Annotated in this window: 15 protein-coding genes; 3 read left to right on the top strand and 12 right to left on the bottom strand. The window is 61.6% G+C overall.

Features of this window, described 5'->3' with window-relative positions; translation table 11 throughout:
• Positions 1-4: 4 nt before the first annotated feature.
• The 7 genes from thrB to HPT27_RS08005 all read right to left on the bottom strand — a co-directional run bounded on the left by thrB (position 5) and on the right by HPT27_RS08005 (position 11,231).
• Positions 5-961: a homoserine kinase gene (gene thrB, locus HPT27_RS07975; protein WP_172241433.1), complete on the bottom strand. Its 957-nt coding sequence runs from the start codon at positions 959-961 to the stop codon at positions 5-7.
• 118 nt (positions 962-1,079) lie between these two features.
• Positions 1,080-3,596, bottom strand: a complete 2,517-nt coding sequence (thrA, locus tag HPT27_RS07980; RefSeq protein WP_172241436.1) for a bifunctional aspartate kinase/homoserine dehydrogenase I — start codon at positions 3,594-3,596, stop codon at positions 1,080-1,082.
• A 394-nt stretch (positions 3,597-3,990) separates the two neighbouring features.
• Positions 3,991-4,446, bottom strand: a complete 456-nt coding sequence (locus tag HPT27_RS07985) for a YybH family protein (RefSeq protein WP_172241439.1) — start codon at positions 4,444-4,446, stop codon at positions 3,991-3,993.
• A gap of 63 nt (positions 4,447-4,509) precedes the next feature.
• Positions 4,510-5,007 (bottom strand): hypothetical protein, encoded by a 498-nt coding sequence (locus HPT27_RS07990; protein ID WP_172241442.1) that lies wholly within the window; start codon positions 5,005-5,007, stop codon positions 4,510-4,512.
• 86 nt (positions 5,008-5,093) lie between these two features.
• Positions 5,094-8,234, bottom strand: coding sequence for an efflux RND transporter permease subunit (locus tag HPT27_RS07995; RefSeq protein ID WP_172241445.1), 3,141 nt, complete (start codon positions 8,232-8,234; stop codon positions 5,094-5,096).
• Between the two features lie 10 nt (positions 8,235-8,244).
• A complete protein-coding gene (locus HPT27_RS08000; protein ID WP_172241448.1) occupies positions 8,245-9,975 on the bottom strand; it encodes an efflux RND transporter periplasmic adaptor subunit in 1,731 nt (576 codons plus the stop codon).
• Between the two features lie 23 nt (positions 9,976-9,998).
• On the bottom strand, positions 9,999-11,231 hold the full coding sequence (locus tag HPT27_RS08005; RefSeq protein WP_172241451.1) for a TolC family protein: 1,233 nt from the start codon (positions 11,229-11,231) through the stop codon (positions 9,999-10,001).
• A 228-nt stretch (positions 11,232-11,459) separates the two neighbouring features.
• On the opposite strand from HPT27_RS08005, the gene HPT27_RS08010 reads away from it, so the two are divergent.
• Positions 11,460-11,918, top strand: coding sequence for a hypothetical protein (locus tag HPT27_RS08010; protein ID WP_172241454.1), 459 nt, complete (start codon positions 11,460-11,462; stop codon positions 11,916-11,918).
• Between the two features lie 58 nt (positions 11,919-11,976).
• Here the strand turns inward: HPT27_RS08010 and HPT27_RS08015 are convergent, their stop codons facing one another.
• Positions 11,977-12,891, bottom strand: a complete 915-nt coding sequence (locus HPT27_RS08015) for an LOG family protein (RefSeq protein WP_172241457.1) — start codon at positions 12,889-12,891, stop codon at positions 11,977-11,979.
• A 96-nt stretch (positions 12,892-12,987) separates the two neighbouring features.
• On the bottom strand, positions 12,988-14,256 hold the full coding sequence (locus tag HPT27_RS08020; protein WP_172237160.1) for a hypothetical protein: 1,269 nt from the start codon (positions 14,254-14,256) through the stop codon (positions 12,988-12,990).
• 221 nt (positions 14,257-14,477) lie between these two features.
• Here HPT27_RS08020 and HPT27_RS08025 point away from each other — a divergent pair, with 221 nt between their 5' ends.
• A complete protein-coding gene (locus HPT27_RS08025; protein WP_172241460.1) occupies positions 14,478-14,873 on the top strand; it encodes a VOC family protein in 396 nt (131 codons plus the stop codon).
• Positions 14,874-15,159: 286 nt separating this feature from the next.
• On the opposite strand, the gene HPT27_RS08030 is transcribed toward HPT27_RS08025, so the two are convergent.
• The 3 genes from HPT27_RS08030 to HPT27_RS08040 form a co-directional block, all read right to left on the bottom strand.
• Entirely contained in the window at positions 15,160-15,561 is a 402-nt protein-coding gene (locus tag HPT27_RS08030) for a hypothetical protein (RefSeq protein WP_172241463.1), read from the bottom strand.
• Between the two features lie 785 nt (positions 15,562-16,346).
• Complete coding sequence (gene thpR, locus HPT27_RS08035) at positions 16,347-16,892, bottom strand: RNA 2',3'-cyclic phosphodiesterase (protein WP_172241466.1); 546 nt, start codon at positions 16,890-16,892, stop codon at positions 16,347-16,349.
• A gap of 132 nt (positions 16,893-17,024) precedes the next feature.
• Positions 17,025-17,792, bottom strand: a complete 768-nt coding sequence (locus tag HPT27_RS08040) for a substrate-binding periplasmic protein (protein WP_172241469.1) — start codon at positions 17,790-17,792, stop codon at positions 17,025-17,027.
• Positions 17,793-18,070: 278 nt separating this feature from the next.
• On the opposite strand from HPT27_RS08040, the gene hrpB reads away from it, so the two are divergent.
• Entirely contained in the window at positions 18,071-20,629 is a 2,559-nt protein-coding gene (gene hrpB, locus HPT27_RS08045) for an ATP-dependent helicase HrpB (RefSeq protein ID WP_172241472.1), read from the top strand.
• Positions 20,630-20,632: the final 3 nt, after the last annotated feature.

The following is a 20,632-nucleotide window of genomic DNA, read 5'->3' on the forward strand; positions in this document are numbered from 1 at the left end:
CCGCTTACTGACCCGGCACTGCAACCGGCCATGGACGCGCGCCAATGGCATCGAACCGACAGATCCACACTTGCCGCTTTGCCTGCAGCGGAAAGGCCGCATCCAGCACCTCGCGTACGCGCGCTGCCGTGTTGGCATCGGCACAGACCGCGATGCAGGTCGGGCCGGCGCCAGACAGGCTGAATGCCAGCGCGCCGCTGGCGAGCGCCGCCGCCTTGGCGGCAACAAAACCCGGCACCAGCGGCGCCCGATGCGCCTCGATCAATTCATCCGACAACAGGGCGGCGGCGTGTGACCAATCGTGTGCAGTGGCGGCCTGAACAAACGCGGCCAGCCGTTGCCCGAACGCCGTCACGGTGTGCAGATCGTAGTGTGCCGGCAGCACTGCACGGGCCGTGCGCGTTGCCACTTCAATGCCGGGGTAATACAGCACCAGATGCCAGGGCGGCAGCGGCAAACCGACCGACAATCGCGCATCCGGAACCAGCAATTGCAAACCACCAAGAAGGGCCGGAGCCACGTTGTCGTAATGCACGCTGCCACTGATCCGGCCTTCCATTTCGCCGGCCAGCACCAGCACTTCCCGGTCGGTCAATGCGTTCTGATAAAACAGGTTCAGTGCCTGCAATGCCGCGACCGCCGAGGCGGCGCTGGAGCCGAGGCCGGAGCCGACCGGCAAGGCTTTGTGCAGGCTCAAACGATTTGGTCGCGGCGTCCCGCCTTTTTTATTCAGCTCTTGTTCAAAACGTTCGCGACAGGTGTGGACGATATTGCTGTGCGGGTCGGCTGGCAGTGCGTTGGCAAATGGACCTCCGATGGTGGTGATCGTCGTCGCGGCATCTTCGACCGTGACCCAGTCACCGAGCGGAGCGCCATCAACCGGCTGCAAGGCCGCGCCAAGCACATCGAAACCGACAATGAAATTGCCGGTGGAAATGGGAGCAAAAGCTGTGACACGCATCAGTCAGACTTCCGGTGTGGATGGAACGTAATCGAGAGCCGTTCATCGGCTGCCCGTGCAAATGCAGCGACACATTTACCGGTGACAATGGTGGTAACAAAAGCGGCTGTGACACGCATCAGTCGGACTTCCGGGCCGGGTGAAACGAAACGGTACGCAATATATCGGCAAACACGCCACCGGCGGTGACGGCGGCGCCGGCACCATAGCCGCGGATGACCAAGGGTACCGGTTGATAGCGCCGCGTGTAGAACGCCAGCGCATTCTCGCCGCCCTTGATGGCGAACAGCGGATGCCCAGCATCGACTTCCATCAAGCCAACGCGGCAGCGGCCGTCGGCGATTTCACCGGCGAAGCGTAGCGTTTTTCGTTCGGCCTGCAAACGCTGCATCTTGCTGGCGAAATAGGCATCCACTTGTGGCAGTCGGGCCATGAACGCGTCGACGCTGCCACCGACATCGAAATCCGGCGGGAAAATGCTTTGCACATCGACGTCGCCGAGTTCGGCGAGCTGACCCGACTCCCGGAGCAGGATCAGCAGTTTGCGCGCGACATCCATACCCGACAGATCATCGCGCGGATCCGGCTCGGTGAAGCCGCGGCTGCGGGCATCCTTGACCGCGTCGGAAAACGCGACACCGTCATCGAGCAGACCAAAAACATAGGACAGCGAGCCCGACAGGATGCCGGCAAAACGCTGCAACGCGTCACCGCTCTTGATCAGGTTCTGCAGCGTGTCGATCACCGGCAGGGCGGCGCCGACATTGGTTTCGTACAGATAGCGGCAGTTCTGCCGATCGGCGGTTTGCCGCAGCGCGCGGTAGAACGCCATGTCGAACGTGTTGGCTTTCTTATTGGCAGTGACAACATGAATACCCTGTTCGAGCGCTTTCAATTGGGCGCGGGCAATGTCGGCGTCGCTGGTGCAATCGACGATCACCGGATTCAGATAGCCATTGTTGCTGATATGGCTGATCAGCCGGTCAATCGAGAACGCTTCGCCATCGGCCAGCGCCTGCTTGGCGGCAGCGGGTGCCATGCCATCATTGCTGAGCCGCAGCTGGCGCGAGTTGGCCACGCCGCACAGGCGCAGATCGATGCCATGTGCACGCAGGAACTCCTGCTGGCTGTCCAGTTGTTCGAGCAGTGCGCTGCCAACCGTGCCGGTGCCAATCAAAAACACTTCGATACGCTGGCGGCTCTCGAAGAATTGCTGGTGCACGCCACGCAGGCCGCGCTCGCTTTCGTTGCGGCCGATGACGGCAGAAATCGAGCGCTCGCTGGAGCCCTGGGCTATCGCAATGACATTGACCCGGGTCGCTGCCAGTGCGGCAAAGAAGCGCCCGGCGACACCGCGCTGCTGGTGTAGGCCATCACCGACCAGGGTCAGAATCGCGACGTCGGCCAGCACATCAAACGGCCGGATCAATTCGCTGCGCCGCTCCAGCGCCAGATCCTGTTCCAGCGCCGCGATGGCGCGTGCTTGTTCGCGCGCCGGTACCGCGAAGCTGAGGCTGAACTCTGAACTGCCCTGGGTGATTAACATCACCGAAATCTGTTCCCGGGCGACGGCGGCAAAAATGCGGGCGGCAATGCCGGGCACGCCTTGCATGCCGGGACCGGAAAGGGTGATCAGCGCCACCTGATCGAGCAGGGTCAGGCCGCGCGCCAGTGATGGCACCACGCTTTGTCGCGGACCAATGTGGGTGCCGGGAGCCGACGGGTTGAGGGTGTTGCGAATCCGGATATCGATGCGTTTGAGCGCCAGCGGGCCGATGGTTTTCGGGTGCAACACCTTGGCACCAAACCAGGACAATTCCATTGCTTCTTCATAGCTCAGCGAATCGAGCAATTGGGCGTGCGGCACCCGGCGCGGATCGGCGCTGTAAACGCCGTCGACATCAGTCCATATTTCGCACAGGCTGGCATCCAGCGCGTAAGCGAGCAGGGCTCCAGAATAATCAGAGCCGTTGCGGCCGAGCAGAGTCAATGTACCGCGTTCGTCGGCACCGATAAAACCGGGCAGCAGAATCACATCAACGGGCAGCGTCCGCAGCGCCGCGCCGAGCGCATCAATTTTTTCCAATTGCGGTGTGCTTTCCAGCACCGGTCCCTGCGTGCGGATCAGCGTGGCCGGGTCGACCAACTGCACTCGCAAGTCACGGGCGCGCAGCAGCGCCTCGACGATCAGCACCGACAATTGCTCACCACAGGCCAGAATGCGGGCCTGCACTTCATCAGGGCAGGCGCGCAGCAGACGCACGCCATCCAGATCGCGATCCAGTTGCTGCAATCGTTGGCCAATGGCGCCGCGAAGCTGCGCTTGCACGGCTTCTGACAGCGATGGCAGCTGAGCCAGCAGATCCAGATGCCGATTGCCCAGTGCGGCCCGTTCGGCATCGGCGTTTTCGCCACGCAGCGCAGCGCTCTGCAGCCGCACCAGTTGATCGGTGACGCCGCCCAATGCTGACACCACCAGACCCACCGTTTCGCGGTTGTCATCTTGGGTCTGGCCCTGATCTTCACCAGGGTTGTGCGCGTGACGACCGGCGCAAGCCGCCGCGGTCAAGGCGATGACCTGTTGCATTCGATCGGCGGTGGCAAGTGAACTGCCACCGAATTTCATCACCAGCATGTCGCGGTCTCCCTGAACCAGCACTGCCTTTTTGTCGGTCACGTTTTGCCCGCTAAGCCAGCTGTCGGCCTCACCGACACCGATCGCGAGGCAACAAAAAAGCCCGCGACCCTGTTCGGGTGGCGGGCTTCACTGCGCGTCGTGTTTCTGACTTACGCGCCGGTCGCCACCACCCGTTTGCGGGTAGTGCCGGTGCTGGTGGTCGTAAGACCGACCTGGGTCAGAGCAGCGAACATCGTCATGATGTCCGCACAGTGCCTTGCCCGTGACCGGACTGTCAAGCCAGCAGTATCGCTTACTGATATGACGGCTGGGAATGAAGTTATCGACATGCGCAGAGTTTCCGGTGGCCAGCCTTTCGCAGCAAATACGCTTCTCAGTGCTTGTCACCGGCTCAGTGGGCTTTGCGCGATGACCAGTGCACGTGCTGGATCTGCCAGTCGTCACCGGTCTGGACCAGCACCGTGGTTTCAACGCCGATGAGATGCACATCCTTGTCCTGGTAGCGACCGGTGGTTTCGGTTTCTTGCGTGACGACCGCCAGCGCGCCGTTGATCGCGCTGTCGGTCTTCAACACCTTCCGCTTGACCGCCTGACTGAAGGCGATATCGGCCGACAGGTGGTGTTCGCCATACTCCCGGCGCGAACGTTCGACGTGGCCGGATTCATAAATCAGCACATCGTCGCGCAGCTTTGCCAGCACGGCGTTCTTGTCGCCTTGCTGCATCGCCTGATGAAATGCGGCGACGGTCAGCAGCGGATCGGTACCGGCAAAACTGGGGCTGCCGAGCAAGCTCAGGCCAAGCACCGCGCCAAAGCTGAGCCCGCTCACAAATTTCGTTTTTCTCATGGTGGTTACCTGTCGCGGCCATCGGCGGCGGTCAACTTGGGTTTTGATTGAAGTCAGCAAGGCTCAGTGTTGGTGATCATCTGTGTGGTCGTGACTGTGCTCGGCCTTTTCATGGCTATGATCGTCGCCATGATCGTGACCGCTGGCGGCGGCTTTGCGCAGCGGGGTGAACTTTGCCTGCAGCGGAGACTGGCCCGGCATGTTCAACACCACCACCACCTGCATGTCGGCGCTGCGTTCATAGCTGCCAGTGCCGGTCAGCTGATTGTCGCCGCTGGCGGTCAGTTTCAGCTGGCTCACTTTCTTGTTGGCCAGCACGGTAACCGCGGCGCTGCCGCCCTGGCTCGGCTGGGCAACAAAGGCATGGTCGGTCAGGTAGGCGTCCATCCCTTTGTCGGTCAAAACCAGCTCGATATGGTATTGACCGGCCATGCGCAATTGACCGTCGTGCGGTGCTTTTTGTTGATCCAGCCAGTTGTCGTCATGAGCAACGCTGACGCCGCTGAATAGCAGTGCGGTGAGCGTTGTGCTGAGCGTGATGAGCAGTGTCTTTAGATTCATGATGCAGCTCCTGTAAAAAATAGCGGGTGGAAACGGTAGCTATTGTGCTGGCTTGCCACGTGGCAAGCTCAAGCGGTGTTTGTGTTTCAATACGTTTCGCTGTTGGTTTGGCTCAGCAGCTTGCGCAGCGGCTTTTCTCCGACCAGCAAAAACGCCACCGGTGTCACCAGTGTGTCGAGCAGCGTTGAGCTGATCAGGCCGCCAAAAATGACCAGGGCGACCGGATGCAGGATTTCCTTGCCGGGCTCGCCGGCCGACAGCACCAGCGGAATCAGCGCAAACGCCGCCGTCAGCGCAGTCATCAGCACCGGCGTCAGTCGCTCCAGCGAGCCGCGAATGATCATGGCCGGGCCGAACTGCTCGCCTTCGTGCGCACACAGATTCAGATAGTGGCTGATTTTCAGAATGCCGTTGCGGGCGCTGATGCCAGCCAGTGTGATGAAACCGATCAGGCTGGCCACCGACAAGGGTTGCCCGGCCAGATACAGGGCAAACACGCTGCCGACCAGTGCCAGCGGAATATTGGCCATGATCAGCAGCGTCAACGTCGCCGAGCGATAGCGGCTGTACAGCACCAGAAAGATCAGCGCCAGCGACACCAGTGACAGCAGCGAGATCAGCTTGGTGGCCTGTTCCTGTGCCTGGAATTGCCCTTCCAGCGCCACGCTGTAGCCCTGCGGCAGCGGATAGCGATCGAGCACGGCGCGGATATCGGCGACCACCGCCGACAGCGCCCGGCCACCGGTGTTGGCAGCCAGCACAATGCGTCGACGCGATTGCTCGCGGCCGATCTGATTAGGACCATCGGTTTCCTGAACACTGGCGACTTCGGTCAATGGCACATTGCCATTGGGGGTGGCAATCAACAGCCGCGACAAGCCGTCGGCGTTGCGGTAGGCGTCGTCCACCCGCACCACCAGATCGTAACGGCGATTGCCATCGACCAGTTGGCTGATGTGTTCACCGCCAACCAACTGTTCCAGCGACCGCAGTACTTGTGCTGGTGACACGCCGAGCGCCGCGGCGCGGGCGTAATCGAGCTGCACTTGCAGTTGCGGCACCCGCACTTGTTTTTCGATGCTGAGATCGACCACGCCGGGAATGCTGCCCAGCTGTTCGCGCAGGCCTTCGGCCAGACCGCGCAAGCTGTCGAGATCGTCACCAAAAATCTTGATGGCGATTTCTGCCCGAACCCCGGACAACAGGTGATCCAGCCGGTGCGAAATGGGCTGGCCGATGCTGATGCTGGCCGGCAACTGGTTCAGCCGTTGCCGCAGTTCGGTGATCAATTGTTCGCGCGGCCGGCTGTCATGTTCGCCATCGTCCGCGCGCAGATCGACATCGATCTCGCTGTAATGCACGCCCTCGGCGTGTTCATCCATTTCGGCGCGACCGGTCCGGCGCCCGGTGCTCAGCACTTCCGGTACTTGCAGAATCAGTTGTTCGGCCAAGCTGCCGACCCGGTTCGATTCCTCCAGCGACACGCCGGGCTTCATGATCAGGTTGACCGTCAGCGTGCCTTCGTTGAACGGCGGCAGAAAACTCCGTGGCAACAGCGGCACCAGTGCCACTGCCAGCAACACCAAAGCAGCGGCGCTCAGCAGCACCGGTTTGGCGTGGGCGAAGCTCCAGTACAGCAACCGTTCATCGCGCGCTTTCAACCAGCGTACCAGCAGACTGTCGTGATCGGCACCGGCGGCATTTTGCTGCGCCGAACCCCGGGCTTTCGCCAATTGACTGACCCGTGGCAGCAGCAGCGACGCCAGCACAGGCGTCACTGTCATCGAGACCAGCAAGCTGGCCAGAATCGACACGATGTAAGCGATGCCGAGCGGCGCAAACAAGCGGCCCTCGATACCGGGCAGAGCAAACAGCGGCACGAACACCAGCACGACAATGGCGGTGGCGTAAACAATGCCGGAGCGCACTTCAATCGACGCCGCGCGAACCACGCTGAGCACGCTGTCGGTGCCGCGTTGGCGCAGCCGGCGCAGAATGTTTTCAACGTCGACCACGGCATCGTCGACCAGCTCACCGACGGCAATCGCCATGCCGCCGAGCGTCATTGTGTTGATGGTCAGGCCGAGCCAGCTGAAGACCAGAATGGTCACTGCGATCGACAGCGGTATGGCCGTCAGCGAAATCAGCGTGGTGCGCGCGCTCATCAGGAACGCCACCAGCACAATCAACACCATCAGCGCCCCGTCACGCAGCGCCTCTTGAACGTTGCTGACCGACGCTTCGATAAACGTCGCCTGCCGGAACAACACTTCGGCCGGCTTCAGGCCTTCCATCCGGGTCTGATTGAAATGACTCAGCTCCGCTTCAACGGCGCGGCTCAGCGCCAGCGTGTCGGCGCCGGGTTGTTTCTGCACTGACAACACCACCGCCGGCGCACCATTGAAACTGCCGTCGCCACGCTTGGGTTTGGCCGCCATGCTGACCTCGGCGACCTGGGTCAACAGCACCGGATGCTGATCGGTATGCGCCACCACCAGGCGTTGCAAGTCGGCCAGCGAGGTGTTGCGACCCTGATGCCGGATCAGGTATTCGCGCCCGGCCTGATCGAGAAATCCACCGCTGGTGTTCTGGCCGAAATCACGCAGCGCGTCCGACAATTCCGCCAGCGTGACGCCGAGCGCACTCAGTCGCTGCGGGTCCGGTGTCACCCGGAACTCGCGCACTTCACCGCCAATCGGAATGACCTGAGCGACCCCGGCGATGGCAAGCAGTCGCGGTCGCAAATCGTATTCGGCAATTTCCCGCAGCTGTTTCGGATCGACGCCATCGGCACTCAGGGCAATCAGCAGTATCTCGCCCATGATCGACGAGATCGGACCCAGTTGCGGCGTGGTCGTTGGCGGCAATTGCTCGCGGGCACTCTGCAAACGCTCGGCAACCAGCTGGCGATTGCGGTAGATGTCGCTGCCCCAATCAAACTCGACATAAATCACTGACAAACCGATGCCGGAGACCGAGCGAACCCGACTGACGCCCGGCATGCCGTTGAGCGCCGACTCCAGCGGGAAGCTGACAAACTGCTCGACCTCCTCCGGTGCCATGCCGGGCGCTTCGGTCATCACGGTGACGGTTGGCCGGTTCAGATCCGGGAACACATCAACCGGCAGGCGCTTTAGCGTCACCACGCCGCCGATCAGTAGCAGTGCCGCCAACACCAGTACAAACAAACGCTGGCGCAGGCTGGTTTCAACAATTTGATTGAACATACGCGGGCGCCTATCGGATTTGTTGCAGCAAGCTGGCGTTGCTGATCACGACGCGCTCGCCACCGGCAAGACCGCTGCTGATCAGCGCACGGTTGTCGGGCAGCGGCTCGCTGCTGACGGTCAGCAAGCGAAATTGTTCGGGTGCAATTTTGATCAGCACCTGGGCGCGGCCATCGTCACCGCGCAGCAGCGCCGATTGCGGTACCGACGCGCCGCGATGCTGTTCGGCACTGGCGACCAGCACCGTGCCGATGGTGCCGATGGCGAGTTCGCCGGAACTGACGCCGCTGCTGTTCTGCATCTGGAATTGCACCGGCATGGCCTGATCGCGCAGCTTGCGGCCGATGCCGAGCAGGCGCAGCGGATACTGCCGACCATCGTGTAGAAACACTGCACTCTGCACGGTTTGCAAATAGCGGTCATCGTAGGCGGCCGCTTCAATGACCCGGGCGTTGCTGCTGACAATTTCGAACACGGTGTGACCGGCCTCAACCTGACTGCCGGCGACCACGCTGGTGTCGCTGATCACGCCGGCAATCGGTGCCCGCAACGGCAGCTTGGCTTGCAGCGAATCGCGTAGCGCCTGCTGCTGGGCGCGCAGGCCGGCGACATCGACACTGGCCTGTTCGTAGTCACGCCGTGGCACGCTGTCGCGAATGCCATTGAGCCGTTCCAAGCGTTGGCTGGCTGCGGTCAGTGCGGCATCGACCCGGGCCAGTTCGCCGGTCAGGTTGGCGCGCTCGCTTTGACTAATCACTGGCTCCAGCAGCGCCAGTGTTTCGCCGGCGCGGACTTTGCTGCCGAGCGCCGGCAACCGATTTTGCACCGGCAATACCCGACCGGCCTGCGGTGCTTGCACCAAACCACTGCCGTTCGGATCGGCGATCACTTGCCCGTTCAGTCGCAGGCTGACCGCATGATCGGCCACCTGCACCCGCTCGGTGCGCACGTTCAGCAAGCGCTGGGCCGATTTCGGCACAAACAAGCTGCCATCGGGCAAGCGTTTGGGCGCGTCGCCGTTCACTGCAATGCTTGCGGGTTTCTCGTCTGCATGATCCTCGCCACCGTGGCCAAACGCCCGTTGTAGTGGCATCGATACCAGCACCGCCACCAGAATGATCAGCAGGTTCCGGTTGCCGTGTTGGTTGTCTGAATCCGCTCGTTCCCGCTGTTGCTGTCTTTCCTGCGCATGTTGCTCATGGGGTCGATCAAACCGTTGCGGTTTTTGCGCTGACCGACGCCGTAGCGTAAAGACCAACAGCGCGATGACCGGTACTGTCAGCAGCCACCACCACGGTGACCACGAATGCGTAGAGTCGGGCGCTTCACTGGCGCCGATCTGCAGCGTGCCACTGAGCAACTCACTCTGATCGCCGGCAATCATGCTGAGCACAACCGGATGCGGACCGGCAGTGAGTGGGCTGGCAAGCGTCGTCTGATAAACACCAATCGTGTCGCTATGCAAATCAAAGACGGTTCCATCGATCTGCAATTGCAGTTCGGCTTGCAGCGGGGCATTGCTGTCCGCTTCATCCAACCACAGCGTCAACTGTTCAGGCTGGGCGACCAGCACGGCTTCGGCATATTCACCTTGCAGGCTGGCACGGCTGCCGCTGCCGGTGATGAGCGGATTGGTCGGAGTGGCTTTTTCGTCAGCATGATCTTCACCACCGTGACCAAAGCTGGCGCCGCTGAGCAGCCCGATGGCAAGCCAGGCGGCCAGAAATAATTTATTCGTCATGGACTCGTTCTTCCGTAAGCCGTTCATGGCAGTACGCCTTCTGCTTCAATCAGTCGGGCCAGCGCATCGCGCTGCTGTTTGCGTTGCAGCGACAGGGCTTCGCGACTGTCGAATAGTCGCTGCTGTACCCGCAGCCGCTCGGCGAGCGTGGTTTCGCCAGCAGCGAAAGCGGCTTGCGCCAATTGCAGACTTTGTTCCGCCAATTGTTGCTGTTGCTGCATCAACGCCACCTGTTCGGCACTGCGCTGCCAATAACGGCGCGCTTGCTGCTGTTCCTGTGCCAGCGTCAGCAGCACGCGCTTGGCTTCGGCGTCGGCCTGCAGGCGTTCAGCCTCGGCGTCGGCAACGGCTTGACTGCGCCCGGCACCGGCGAACAGTGGCACGCTGATGCGCAGGCCGGCACTGTCAATCTGCTCGTCGAGCACGGGATCTTCTTCCCGGCGCAGCAGCAGACTGAGTTCGATGTCGCCACTGCGGCGTTGTTCGAAATGGCTGCGCGCCGCCGCGGCTTGCGCCAACGCTTTCGCACGCTGCCACTGCGGATTGTTGTCGACATCGGTGCTCACCGGGACATCGACCGGGTCGATCAATTCATTGCTGTTGCCGGTGCGCCATTGCCACTGGCTCAGCGCTTCCTCAGCGGCTTGTTCGGCGCCGAGTCTGACTGTGGTGGCGGCCAGCGTTTCGGTTTGCGCGGTCAGCAGATCGGCGCGCGCGAGTTCACCCGCCGCGACTTTTTGACTGACGTCCCGTTGCAGGGCTTCGGTCAATTGCAGCCGTGCGGTAGCGAGTGCCAATTGTTCGCTGCGAAATTTCCTTTCGCTGTCGATGCGAATTAGTTCGGCCGCGAGTTGCACCCGCAGCAGGCTGGCATCGGCTTCGGTTGCCACGACCGTGGCAGCGGCCTGGCGCTGGCGATCGTCGCGGTTGCCGCTGAGTGGCCAGGCCATTTCCAGTTCGGTTTCGCGGCTGGCGCCATCGCGCTGGTCGCGGCGCGACAGCGCCAGGGTCGGGGCGCCGGCCAGTACGCCATCGGCCTGACTTTTGCCGGCAGCGGCACTGTCCAGGCGCGCCGACATGGCTTGAGCTTGCGGCTGGCGTAACCAATAGGCATCGAGCGCTTGCTGCAGCGTATCCGCGGCGACCTGCGGAACCGGCAGCATCAACAGCATCAGCACGACAAATCGAGCTGATAGCGCGAACAAGCCTCGGTCCTGACGACCAGCGGCAAGGGAAATTTTGTCAAACGGCAACATGACGGCCTCGTCAGCAAAACAGTTGCGAAAACTGGCGCGGGCGACGCCACCGTGCGAGCACGGCAACGCCACGGCGCAGTTGGCACCGGATTACGACAAGGCGGTTCGGGGAGGGCGATTCAGATCGTTCTGACGGCTGACCGGCTGCATAGCGATCAGCGTCGCCAGCGGGGTCGGCGAGTACAACAGGTTGAGGCGGGGCAGTGCCGTCAACAGCACGGCACTGCAGTGGTCGTCGCAATCACCGCAGTGCTGGCAGTTGCCGGTGTCGTTGCGATCGGTTTGCTCACTCGGTTGAGCAAGTTGCTGCGCCGTTTGTTGATCAGATTGTTGACCAGTTTGTTGATCAGCAGACTGCGGCGCTTGCTGGTGATGGTGTTGATGGTCTTGCTGGTGAGCGGGTATTTCGGCACTGGCATGGTGGTGGCTCAAAGCAGCCGCTTCATGGTGCGGATGAGTCACCGCCCGCTCTTCAGCCGGCGCCATGGCGTGCCCATTCATGCCGGCGCAGGCCAGCTCATGCGGCAGCGCAGCGCCCAGGCGCGGCGCCAGCATGACCAGCAGAAGCAGGATGACGGCAGGCGTTCTCATGGTTGGGAAGGATACGCGTCGGTTTCGCGGTCAAGCAAGGGCTTGCCACGTGGCAAGGTCGGCAAAATTTTCCTGTTCGGGGTTTTCCCAATCTGAGCTTTTCCGTTCGGAATCTTCCCGTTCGGACCCAGCGCCAGCAGCTTGCCGGCCGGGCTCAGCCGCCGTTATCCGGGGTCAGCGGATATTGCCGGTAGAAGCTGGTGATCTGGTCAAAGGCCTCATCGGCGGTTTCGGCATAGCAGAACAGGCTCAGATCGCTGGCGCCGATCACGCCTTCCTCGACCATGGCCTCGAAATTGATCAGCCGACGCCAATACTGCTCGCCCATCAGGATGATCGGCATCCGGGTGACCCGGCCAGTTTGCCGCAGCGTCAGCGTTTCGAACATTTCATCGAGGGTGCCGTAGCCTCCGGGAAACACCACGATGGCGCGGGCGCGCATCAGGAAATGCATTTTCCGGATGGCGAAATAATGAAACTGAAAGCTGTAGCGTGGCGTCGTGAACGGATTCGGGTGCTGCTCGGTTGGTAGCACGATATTGAGGCCGATGCTGTCGGCGCCGGCATCATGGGCGCCGCGGTTGCAGGCCTCCATGATGCCGGGACCGCCACCGGTGATCACGGTGCAGGGAAAACCAAACTGGCTTTCGCCGTCACGGGCAATGCGATAGGCCAGTGCATGGGCTGCTTCGTAATACGCGCTTTTTTCCAACAGCCGTTCGGCAATTGCCAGTTCGGTCAGCAAGTCGTGATTGTCGTGATCCAGTTTCAGGGCCGATTTCAAGGCGCTGACCCGCACCTGCATTTCGTCGCGGGTGCCGATGCGGGCGCTGCCAAACATCACGATGGTGTGTTCGATGCCGGAGCTTTCCAGCAGCTCGTCAAACTTGCTCCATTCCAGCATCAGGCGCACGGCGCGGGTGCTGTCGGATAGCAGAAAATCGTCGTCGGCAAACGCCAGCCGATAGGTTGGTGACTGGGTTTGTTCGGTATTGATGTGCTTGGCGGCAGCGCGCAGCGTTTCTTTGGCGGTGGGGTAAACGCGCGAACGCGGGCGATTTTTTGCCATGAGCTTTGTTCCTGAACACGGACACCATTGCGGTCATGCTGTCAGTGTCGGAGGCCGGCGCGGCGAAAGCAAGGCAACAACGCTGCCGGTCGTCGATCAGCTTTGCGGCCGTTCGATTTCCGTTTCTGCTGCTGGTGGCGTTGGCGTTGGCGTTGGCGTTGGCGTTGTTGTTGATGTGGATGTTGGTGTCGACGGTGCCGGCAATGGCAGCGGTTCGGTGACTGCACCATTTGGCTCGGCAGCTGGTTCGGTCATGGTCTGCGCTGCCATTGTGGTTTCGGTTGCTTGCATTGACGCGTCCGCGCGGACTGTTTCTTCCGCACTGGCCGTTTCCGCTGAACTGCAATGCGAGCCCGGCACCGACAGCGCCGGTGTGATGAGCGGTCCGGCGGCCGGCCGTTCCAGCCGCACTTCGTCACCGGGTCGGACGCTGCCGGCGGCCAGGGTGATTGGCCAGGCCTCGACCAGGCTTTGCTGAGCTGCACGCTGCGGGCTGATGCGAATACTGCCGATGCGGCGGTCGTCGTAGTCGCGGTGAAACAAGGTCAGCTCTTCATTGGGCTGCAACAAGCCAGCCGGATCCTGCAGTTGCAGGCGATTGCCGCGAACGCTGCTGATGGTCAGGGCAAAGCCATCATGATCATTGCGCTCATCCAGCCAGGCCAGCAGTCGGTTGAACGCGGCCAGCGTCGCCTGACCGATCGCGCTGTGTCGGTAGGTTTCGGTAAACACCGACGGCGCCGGTGTGCTCGCGGTAGCTGGCGCCTGTTCCATTCGTAGGCAGGTGTCGCTGGCGGCGGTGATCAGCAGTTGCCGGCGGTGGTTGCGCAGCGGGTCGTACCATTCGGCCGACAGGGTGACGTAGACCGGCAACGGCTCATCGGCGAACCAGCTGTGCCAGTGACTCTTGATTGGTTGACTCAGGCTGCCTTCTTCGCCCTGCCGGTGGGCGGGGTGGTAGCGGGTGATACGCACCTGCAGCTGCGGCAACGGTAATGAAGACAGTGATGACGACTCGGTCAGTTCGTAGCGGCCACTGCCGACCAGCTGGCCAGCGAGCAGGGCATCCAGCAGGCTCAGCGGCACGCCGCCGCGCTCGATATCGGCGAGCGAGCTGCCGGCGTCGCGCAGCGCTTCGTCGGTGCGGGTGCGGCTGTCATTGGCGAGCGGTGCCAGCCATAACGGCTGCCGGGTTTGCGGGCGCGGTTGCAGGCGGGCATCGGCCCAGGCCTGCAGCTCATCGTGGCTCAGCAGAATCTGCTCCTCTGCCCAGCCCGGCAGCGCGACCATCAAGGCCAGCAAAGCTGCCAGAGTGGCACCGGCGACACGGCAGCCGCGATTGAGTTTTTGTCGGGATCCATGCATCGTGGCTTCTGCCTGAGCGGGCTGGGGCTAAGCTGCCGCGGACCGCGTGTTGTCGAGAGCGTGTCCAGCGTATCGGCGCCGCCGGCGGAAAATGAAGGGACGCCGGCCACGCAGCGGTTTTCCTGTCAGCACCGCGTCACCGCCAACGTGCAAACAGGAGCGATGTGCCGCAATCTCAAACCTGTCGTCATCAGCCACCCAAGCCAGCAACGGAACCTGCCATGAGCCAAACCAACCCCGCCCAAATCGCCCTCGGTGGCGTCTTTCTGCAAGCTGACAACCCGGCCGCATTGGCCGACTGGTATCGCAAGCACTTTGGTCTTGGTTTTGAAGCCAACGGCGGCGTTCATTTCTGTTCGCCGGCTGCCATCACCGACATCGCCAGCAGCGGCTATCCGGTGTTCAGCGTGTTTCCCCGGAACAGCGAATACTTCAAAGGCAGCGCGCTGATGCTCAATTTTGTCGTCGCCGATTTGCGCGCCACGCTGGCGCGGCTGCAAGCGGAAGGTGTGGCCGTGGACACGGAAATCGAAGACGGAGATTACGGCAAGTTTGGTTGGTTGACTGACCCGGCCGGTAATCGTCTGGAGCTCTGGCAACCGCCAAAAGCAGTGTAGTTTGCCGAGCGGTGAGCAAATCCCTTCTCCTGCCGGGAGAAGGTGGCGCGCAGCGCCGGATGAGGGGGCTCGCTACGGTAGCGCACAACAGGAAGGCGCAACGGCTGGCGTGATGCGCTGTAAGTCAGATTTATCGTGAGCGACAAATGTCAGCAACATGCGTGCGAAGCTGCTGCGCAGATTCGCACCTACGCTTGCTCATGACGCCCAACGTTGGACTTAACCGGCGCACACGAGGCGCGGAGCGAAGCGACGAAGCACGTTAGCGTCCGCGTCGAAGAACCTGTTAGGCCTCGACATCTCGCACCTCAATCCCTTCCGCCGCAAGCAATGACTTGATTGCTTCTTGCAGTCGCTCTGCCGCAGCAACGGGAGCGGTGCCAAAGATTTTCTGCTTCATGGACCGACGCGGCTCAACGAAGATGGACCAGTCGATCGGTTTGCCTTCATATCCCTCGTCCTCGCCGCACACGCTTGAGCAGCCAACCATAATTTCAAGATCATCGTCGAGAAACTCCAGCAACCAACCCCAATCTTCTCCAAGCGGATAGGTCGTGACCAACCCGGTCTTTGCGAGCGACGCGCACAACCAGTGCGCGAGTTCATAGCCGTACACACCGGGATTTGCTTGCGCTTCCTCTGGCAGAAACGGAAGAAACTTTACGGACGAGAACTCAATGCGCCACATGTTGAGGCCTAACGCCAAGTTAACCGGCAGAACGGTGCCGGCTTGCCGGCGGAGTGGTTTGCAGCGGGGCGTAAAATTTGCGGAGCAAATGCCCCGCTGCGAACTGTCCGCGTTGAACGCCTGGTTAGGGCGGCGGCTCGACATCCTACTGTACTATGCCAACTTTTCTCAGAATGATTTGTCGATGTCTTTTTTTTGCAGCGGGCAAAAATACGTATGAGATGACAAACGAAAAAATACTCAGGGCCAATAATGTTAGCCCGGACTTTATGGTAACCCTACCGAATATAAGACCAATGAGGAGGCAAACCAGATTCATCATCGAAATTACCCAGAAAGTCCATATAAAGCTGGCAGCATTGTTATACGCAAGCCTCAAGCGCCAATCTTTGTGCCCAATATACGAACGCATAAGCTGAAACATGAGGGCCCTAACTTGTGATTAGGAGGCATGCCTCCTAACGAAATTTTGAATGCCGAGAAATTTGACCCATTTTTGCCATCAGTTCAATAGCTTGGCGGCAACATCTCTAAATTATCTACTTGGTTTAGATGCCATGGCGTTGTTGCTGGCGGGGGCCGCAACCTAATCCTGTTACGCATCCAGTCGATTTGACCGATATTCCTTTTAGACTCAGCAGCTTGATACCGTTTGTCGGTTTTTATCGCTGTTGCTACGTGCCAGGTACAACCAGACAAAGAAGTAGTTTATGCCGTTTGGCACGGTATTTTCTTGCTGACTTAAAGTCGGTCTCGCATCGCTAGATCTGTGCTTGTTGGCGTTTTCAGCGCGGCTGCGGTCGTATTGGTCGTTGCAGCGGCCAGCTTGCGACTTCTTGGTAGCTGACGCCATCGCGGCTGTTGTGCGAAGCCATCAGGGCGAGTTGCCGGCAATCGAATTGCATGTTGAGCGGCATGGCGGCCGGTGGCACTGGCGGCTCGACCTCGCGCGCGAGCGTGATGTGCGGTTGGTAGCGTTGGTCTTTTTTGGCGTTGCCGTAGCGGCCTTGCAGGCGCTGACAATGCTCGGCGAGTTGTTGCAGTTCATTGGGAACATGGGTGGGCGCGACGAACAGCACCTTGGCTTTGCTGAAATAACCGAGCTCGCCAAAGGCCAGAGTGAACGGTTGCAGGCCCTGCATGTCGCTGTCGAGTAGCGCATCGAGCGCGCTGTCATCCACTTCGCCAAGAAAGGCCAGGGTCAGATGCAGGTTGGCCATCGGCACCCAGCGGCCGCTGCATAGCGGTAACGGTCGGCGCCATTGTTCCAGTGTTTGCGCCGCATCACGCGGTAGCGTCAGGGCAAAAAACAAGCGATGTTGGTGGGCCATGAACCTTGCTACGAATGGAGTTGCGGACCAGATGCCATGCGGTGACGCATTGACACGCGCGGTGAGTAAGAATTCCGGTAAACGGATCGGGTGCCAGAAGTGATCTTCCGACAGAATAAACGCGCGATGGCGTCAGTGCCAGTCATCCAGACCGTAACGCGCCAGCAGTTTTTTCAGCTGGCCGTTCTGGCGCCAGGTTTTGATCAGCGACGCCAGTGCCTTGGCGCGCGCAGCGGATTCTGGTTTCGCTGGTGAAAACGCAATGTGAAACGGCAGCCGACTGGCCTCGCCGGCGATGCGCCATGGCGAACCGAGGCGGGTGATCTGGGCGCGGTATTGCAGCACCATTTTGTCTTCCAGATACGCGGTGGTGCGGCCACGGGCCAGCATCGCCAGATTCTGATCGATGGCGGTTTCACCGCTGATGAGTTGCACCCGGGCCACGTCGTTGTGGTGCTGGGCAATCCAGCTGTCGACCGGCTCGCCGTAACGATAGCCATCGATGCCGCCCAGCACGATATCCGCCAGTGACTCGGCGCCGCGATAGCGCCAGTTGCTGGCGGCCAGCGTGATGAACACGTTGACGTTCATGCCGGCCTCAACGCTCGGAAAAATAAAATCGGCGGGATCGCCGGCCGGGGTGCCGACCAAGGCATCGCAGCGGCCGCCGCGGGTGTCAACGATGGCCCGCTCCCAGGGCTCGATACGGTACTCGATGGTTTCGTTGCGGCTGGCCATGGCGGCTGTGGCCAGTTCGATCAGATAGCCGGGTTGCTCGGCACCCGGTTCACAGTTGTACGGACAATAGGTGTCGGCGCAGAGCACCACCGGCGGACTCGCGAACAACGGCGTGGCCGGCAGCAGCAGACTGATGAAGAAAAGGCCAACGCGTCGTCGCACGGTGCTGACTCGTTTGGGGCAAGTGCGGGTTGTACGTGGCATGTGATTCCCTGGACCGGTCGCAAGAGTGTAAACGCGATACCGCGATCTGTCGTCGCACCGGAGCTGTCATCGCACCGGGCTGGCCGTGTGCGGAACTCGCCCGCTATCGAAAGCGGGCCGTCTTCACATCCTGCTGCAAACGGCCATACCCAGACCGTGACTGTCTACTGGCAGCGACTATCTACCGACAACGACAGGCATAATGGCCGGCATTGCTTACCTGCACCTGAAACGCCGTGTCGCTGCCGATTGATGAAGTGTTGCCCCAGCTGCTGGACAGCCTGAGCCGCGCGCCGCGCGTGGTGTTGTCGGCAGCGCCGGGGGCCGGGAAAACCACCCGGGTACCGCTGGCGCTGCTTGATGCCGGCTGGTTGCAGGGCCGGCAGATTCTGATGCTGGAGCCGCGCCGGCTGGCGGCGGTGCGCGCCGCCCAGTACATGGCCCGGCAATTGGGCGAAAGCGCTGGCGAGCGGGTCGGTTATCGCATTCGTGGCGACAGCAAAGTCGGGCCGCAGACACGCATTGTCGTGGTGACCGAAGGCATCCTGACCCGGATGCTGCAGGAGGATCCGGAATTGTCCGGCGTTGGCGCGGTGATATTCGACGAGTTTCACGAGCGCTCGCTGCAAGCGGATCTGGGCCTCGCACTGACGCTGGAAGTGCAAGACAGTCTGCGTGACGATTTGCGGGTACTGGTGATGTCGGCAACGCTCGACGGTGTTGCTGTGGCCAGCCTGCTTGGTAGTGACAGTGCACCGGCACCGGTTGTCGCAAGTGAGGGTCGCAGTTATCCGGTTACCACCACCTATCTCGGGCGCAACGCCAATGCCCCGCTGGAACCGCAAGTGGTCGCGGCGATCATCAAAGCGCTGCGGGAAGAGTCGGGCGATGTCCTGGTTTTTCTGCCGGGCCAGCGCGAGATTCGCCGTGTCCAACAACAACTGGAAGCGCAGGCGCTGACCGATGTCGAGCTGCATGCCTTGTTCGGTGAAGCGGCGCCAGCGCAGCAACAGGCGGCACTGACGCCGGCGGTTGCCGGCAAACGCAAAGTCATTCTGGCGACCGCGATCGCGGAAACCAGTTTGACGATTGATGGCGTCCGCATTGTCATCGACAGCGGTCTTGCCCGCGTAGCCCGTTTTGATCCGGTTCGTGGCATGTCGGGCCTTGCCACCGTCAATGTCTCGCAAGCGACGGCCGAGCAGCGTCGTGGCCGTGCTGGTCGTCAGCAATCCGGCGCGTGTTATCGATTGTGGTCGGAAAGCCAGCACGGTTCCCTGCCACGGTTTCCCACACCGGAATTGCTCAGCACCGATCTGACGCCGTTTGCGCTGGAACTGGCGCAGTGGGGCGTGCGCGATGTCAGCACGCTGCGGCTGCTCGATGCGCCGCCGGCGGCGCATCTGCAGCAAGCGCGTGATCTGCTTCTGCAACTCGGTGCGCTGGATGCGCAAGCGGGCCTGACTGCACACGGCCGCGCTTTGGCGCGTTTGCCGGTGCATCCGCGGTTTGGTCATATGCTGGTGCGCGGCAAGGAGCTCGGGCTCGGTGCCTTGGCCTGTGATGTTGCGGCGTTGCTGGAAGAGCGCGACATTTTGCGCGGTCAGGATCGCAGCGATGTTGATCTGCACACGCGCTGGCTGGCGCTGGTGCATGGCGGCGCCGTGGATCGCGGCGCCCGTGATCGGGCCCGGCAACAGGCCAAGCGCTTGCGCAGCCTGCTGCAGATCCGTGACGAAGCCGAACACGATGAGCAGATAGGCACGCTGCTGGCACTGGCCTATCCGGAACGCATTGCCCGCCAACGTGCGACACCGGGAAGCGCCAATGCCACCGGCACGGCGATGCGCAAGAGCGGCGGTGAAAGAAGTCTGCGCTACCAGCTTGCCAGTGGCGTCGGTGCCAGTTTGCCGGACGGCAGCGGGCTCAGCCGCGAGCCGTTTCTGGCGGTCGCCGATGTCGATGGCGTCGGCGCCGACACAAAAATTTTTCTGGCGGCGGCGCTGCCGGCGGAGCAACTGGAGAACGTGTTCGGTGATTTGATCGTGACGCGCGACGAGGTGCTCTGGGACAGCCGCGAGCACTGCGTGGTGGCGCGGCGTCGGCGCGCACTCGGCGCGCTGATTTTCAGCGAACAAACCATTGAATCCGATCCGGTTGCGCGCACCGCCGCGCTGCTTGATGGCGTCCGCCAACTGGGCCTGTCGGTATTGGACTGGAGCGGTGCTGCTGCCCAGCTGCGGGCGCGCAGCGAATGGCTGCGGCAACACGGTTACGCCCCGAGCGACTGGCCGGAGTTGACAGAGCCGGCCTTGCTGGCAGCGCTGGAACGCTGGTTGGCGCCGTTCGTGACCGGGTTGCGCACGCGCGCCCAACTGGCCAGCGTCGATTTGCTGGCCGCGCTGAAAAGTCTGTTCAGCTATTCGCAGCTGCAGGAACTGGATCGGCTCGCGCCGACCCATCTGACCGTGCCAACCGGATCACGCATCGCGCTCGATTACAGCGGCCCGCAGCCGGTGCTGGCCGTGCGCTTGCAGGAAGTATTTGGTGAACGCGATACGCCGCTGCTTGCCGGTGGCAAGGCCAAAGTGCTGCTGCATTTGCTGGCGCCCGGTCGGCAACCGATCGCCGTGACCCAGGATCTGGCGAGCTTCTGGCAGAACGCGTATCCGGATGTGCGCAAGGACATGCGCGGACAGTACCCGCGTCATTACTGGCCGGACAATCCGCTCGAAGCCGAGCCAACCCGGCGCAGCAAGGCGGCCGATGACCGGGCCAAGCGGAACAATTCCTGAGCG

This window comes from Permianibacter fluminis (assembly GCF_013179735.1).
Lineage (GTDB): Bacteria > Pseudomonadota > Gammaproteobacteria > Enterobacterales > Permianibacteraceae > Permianibacter > Permianibacter fluminis.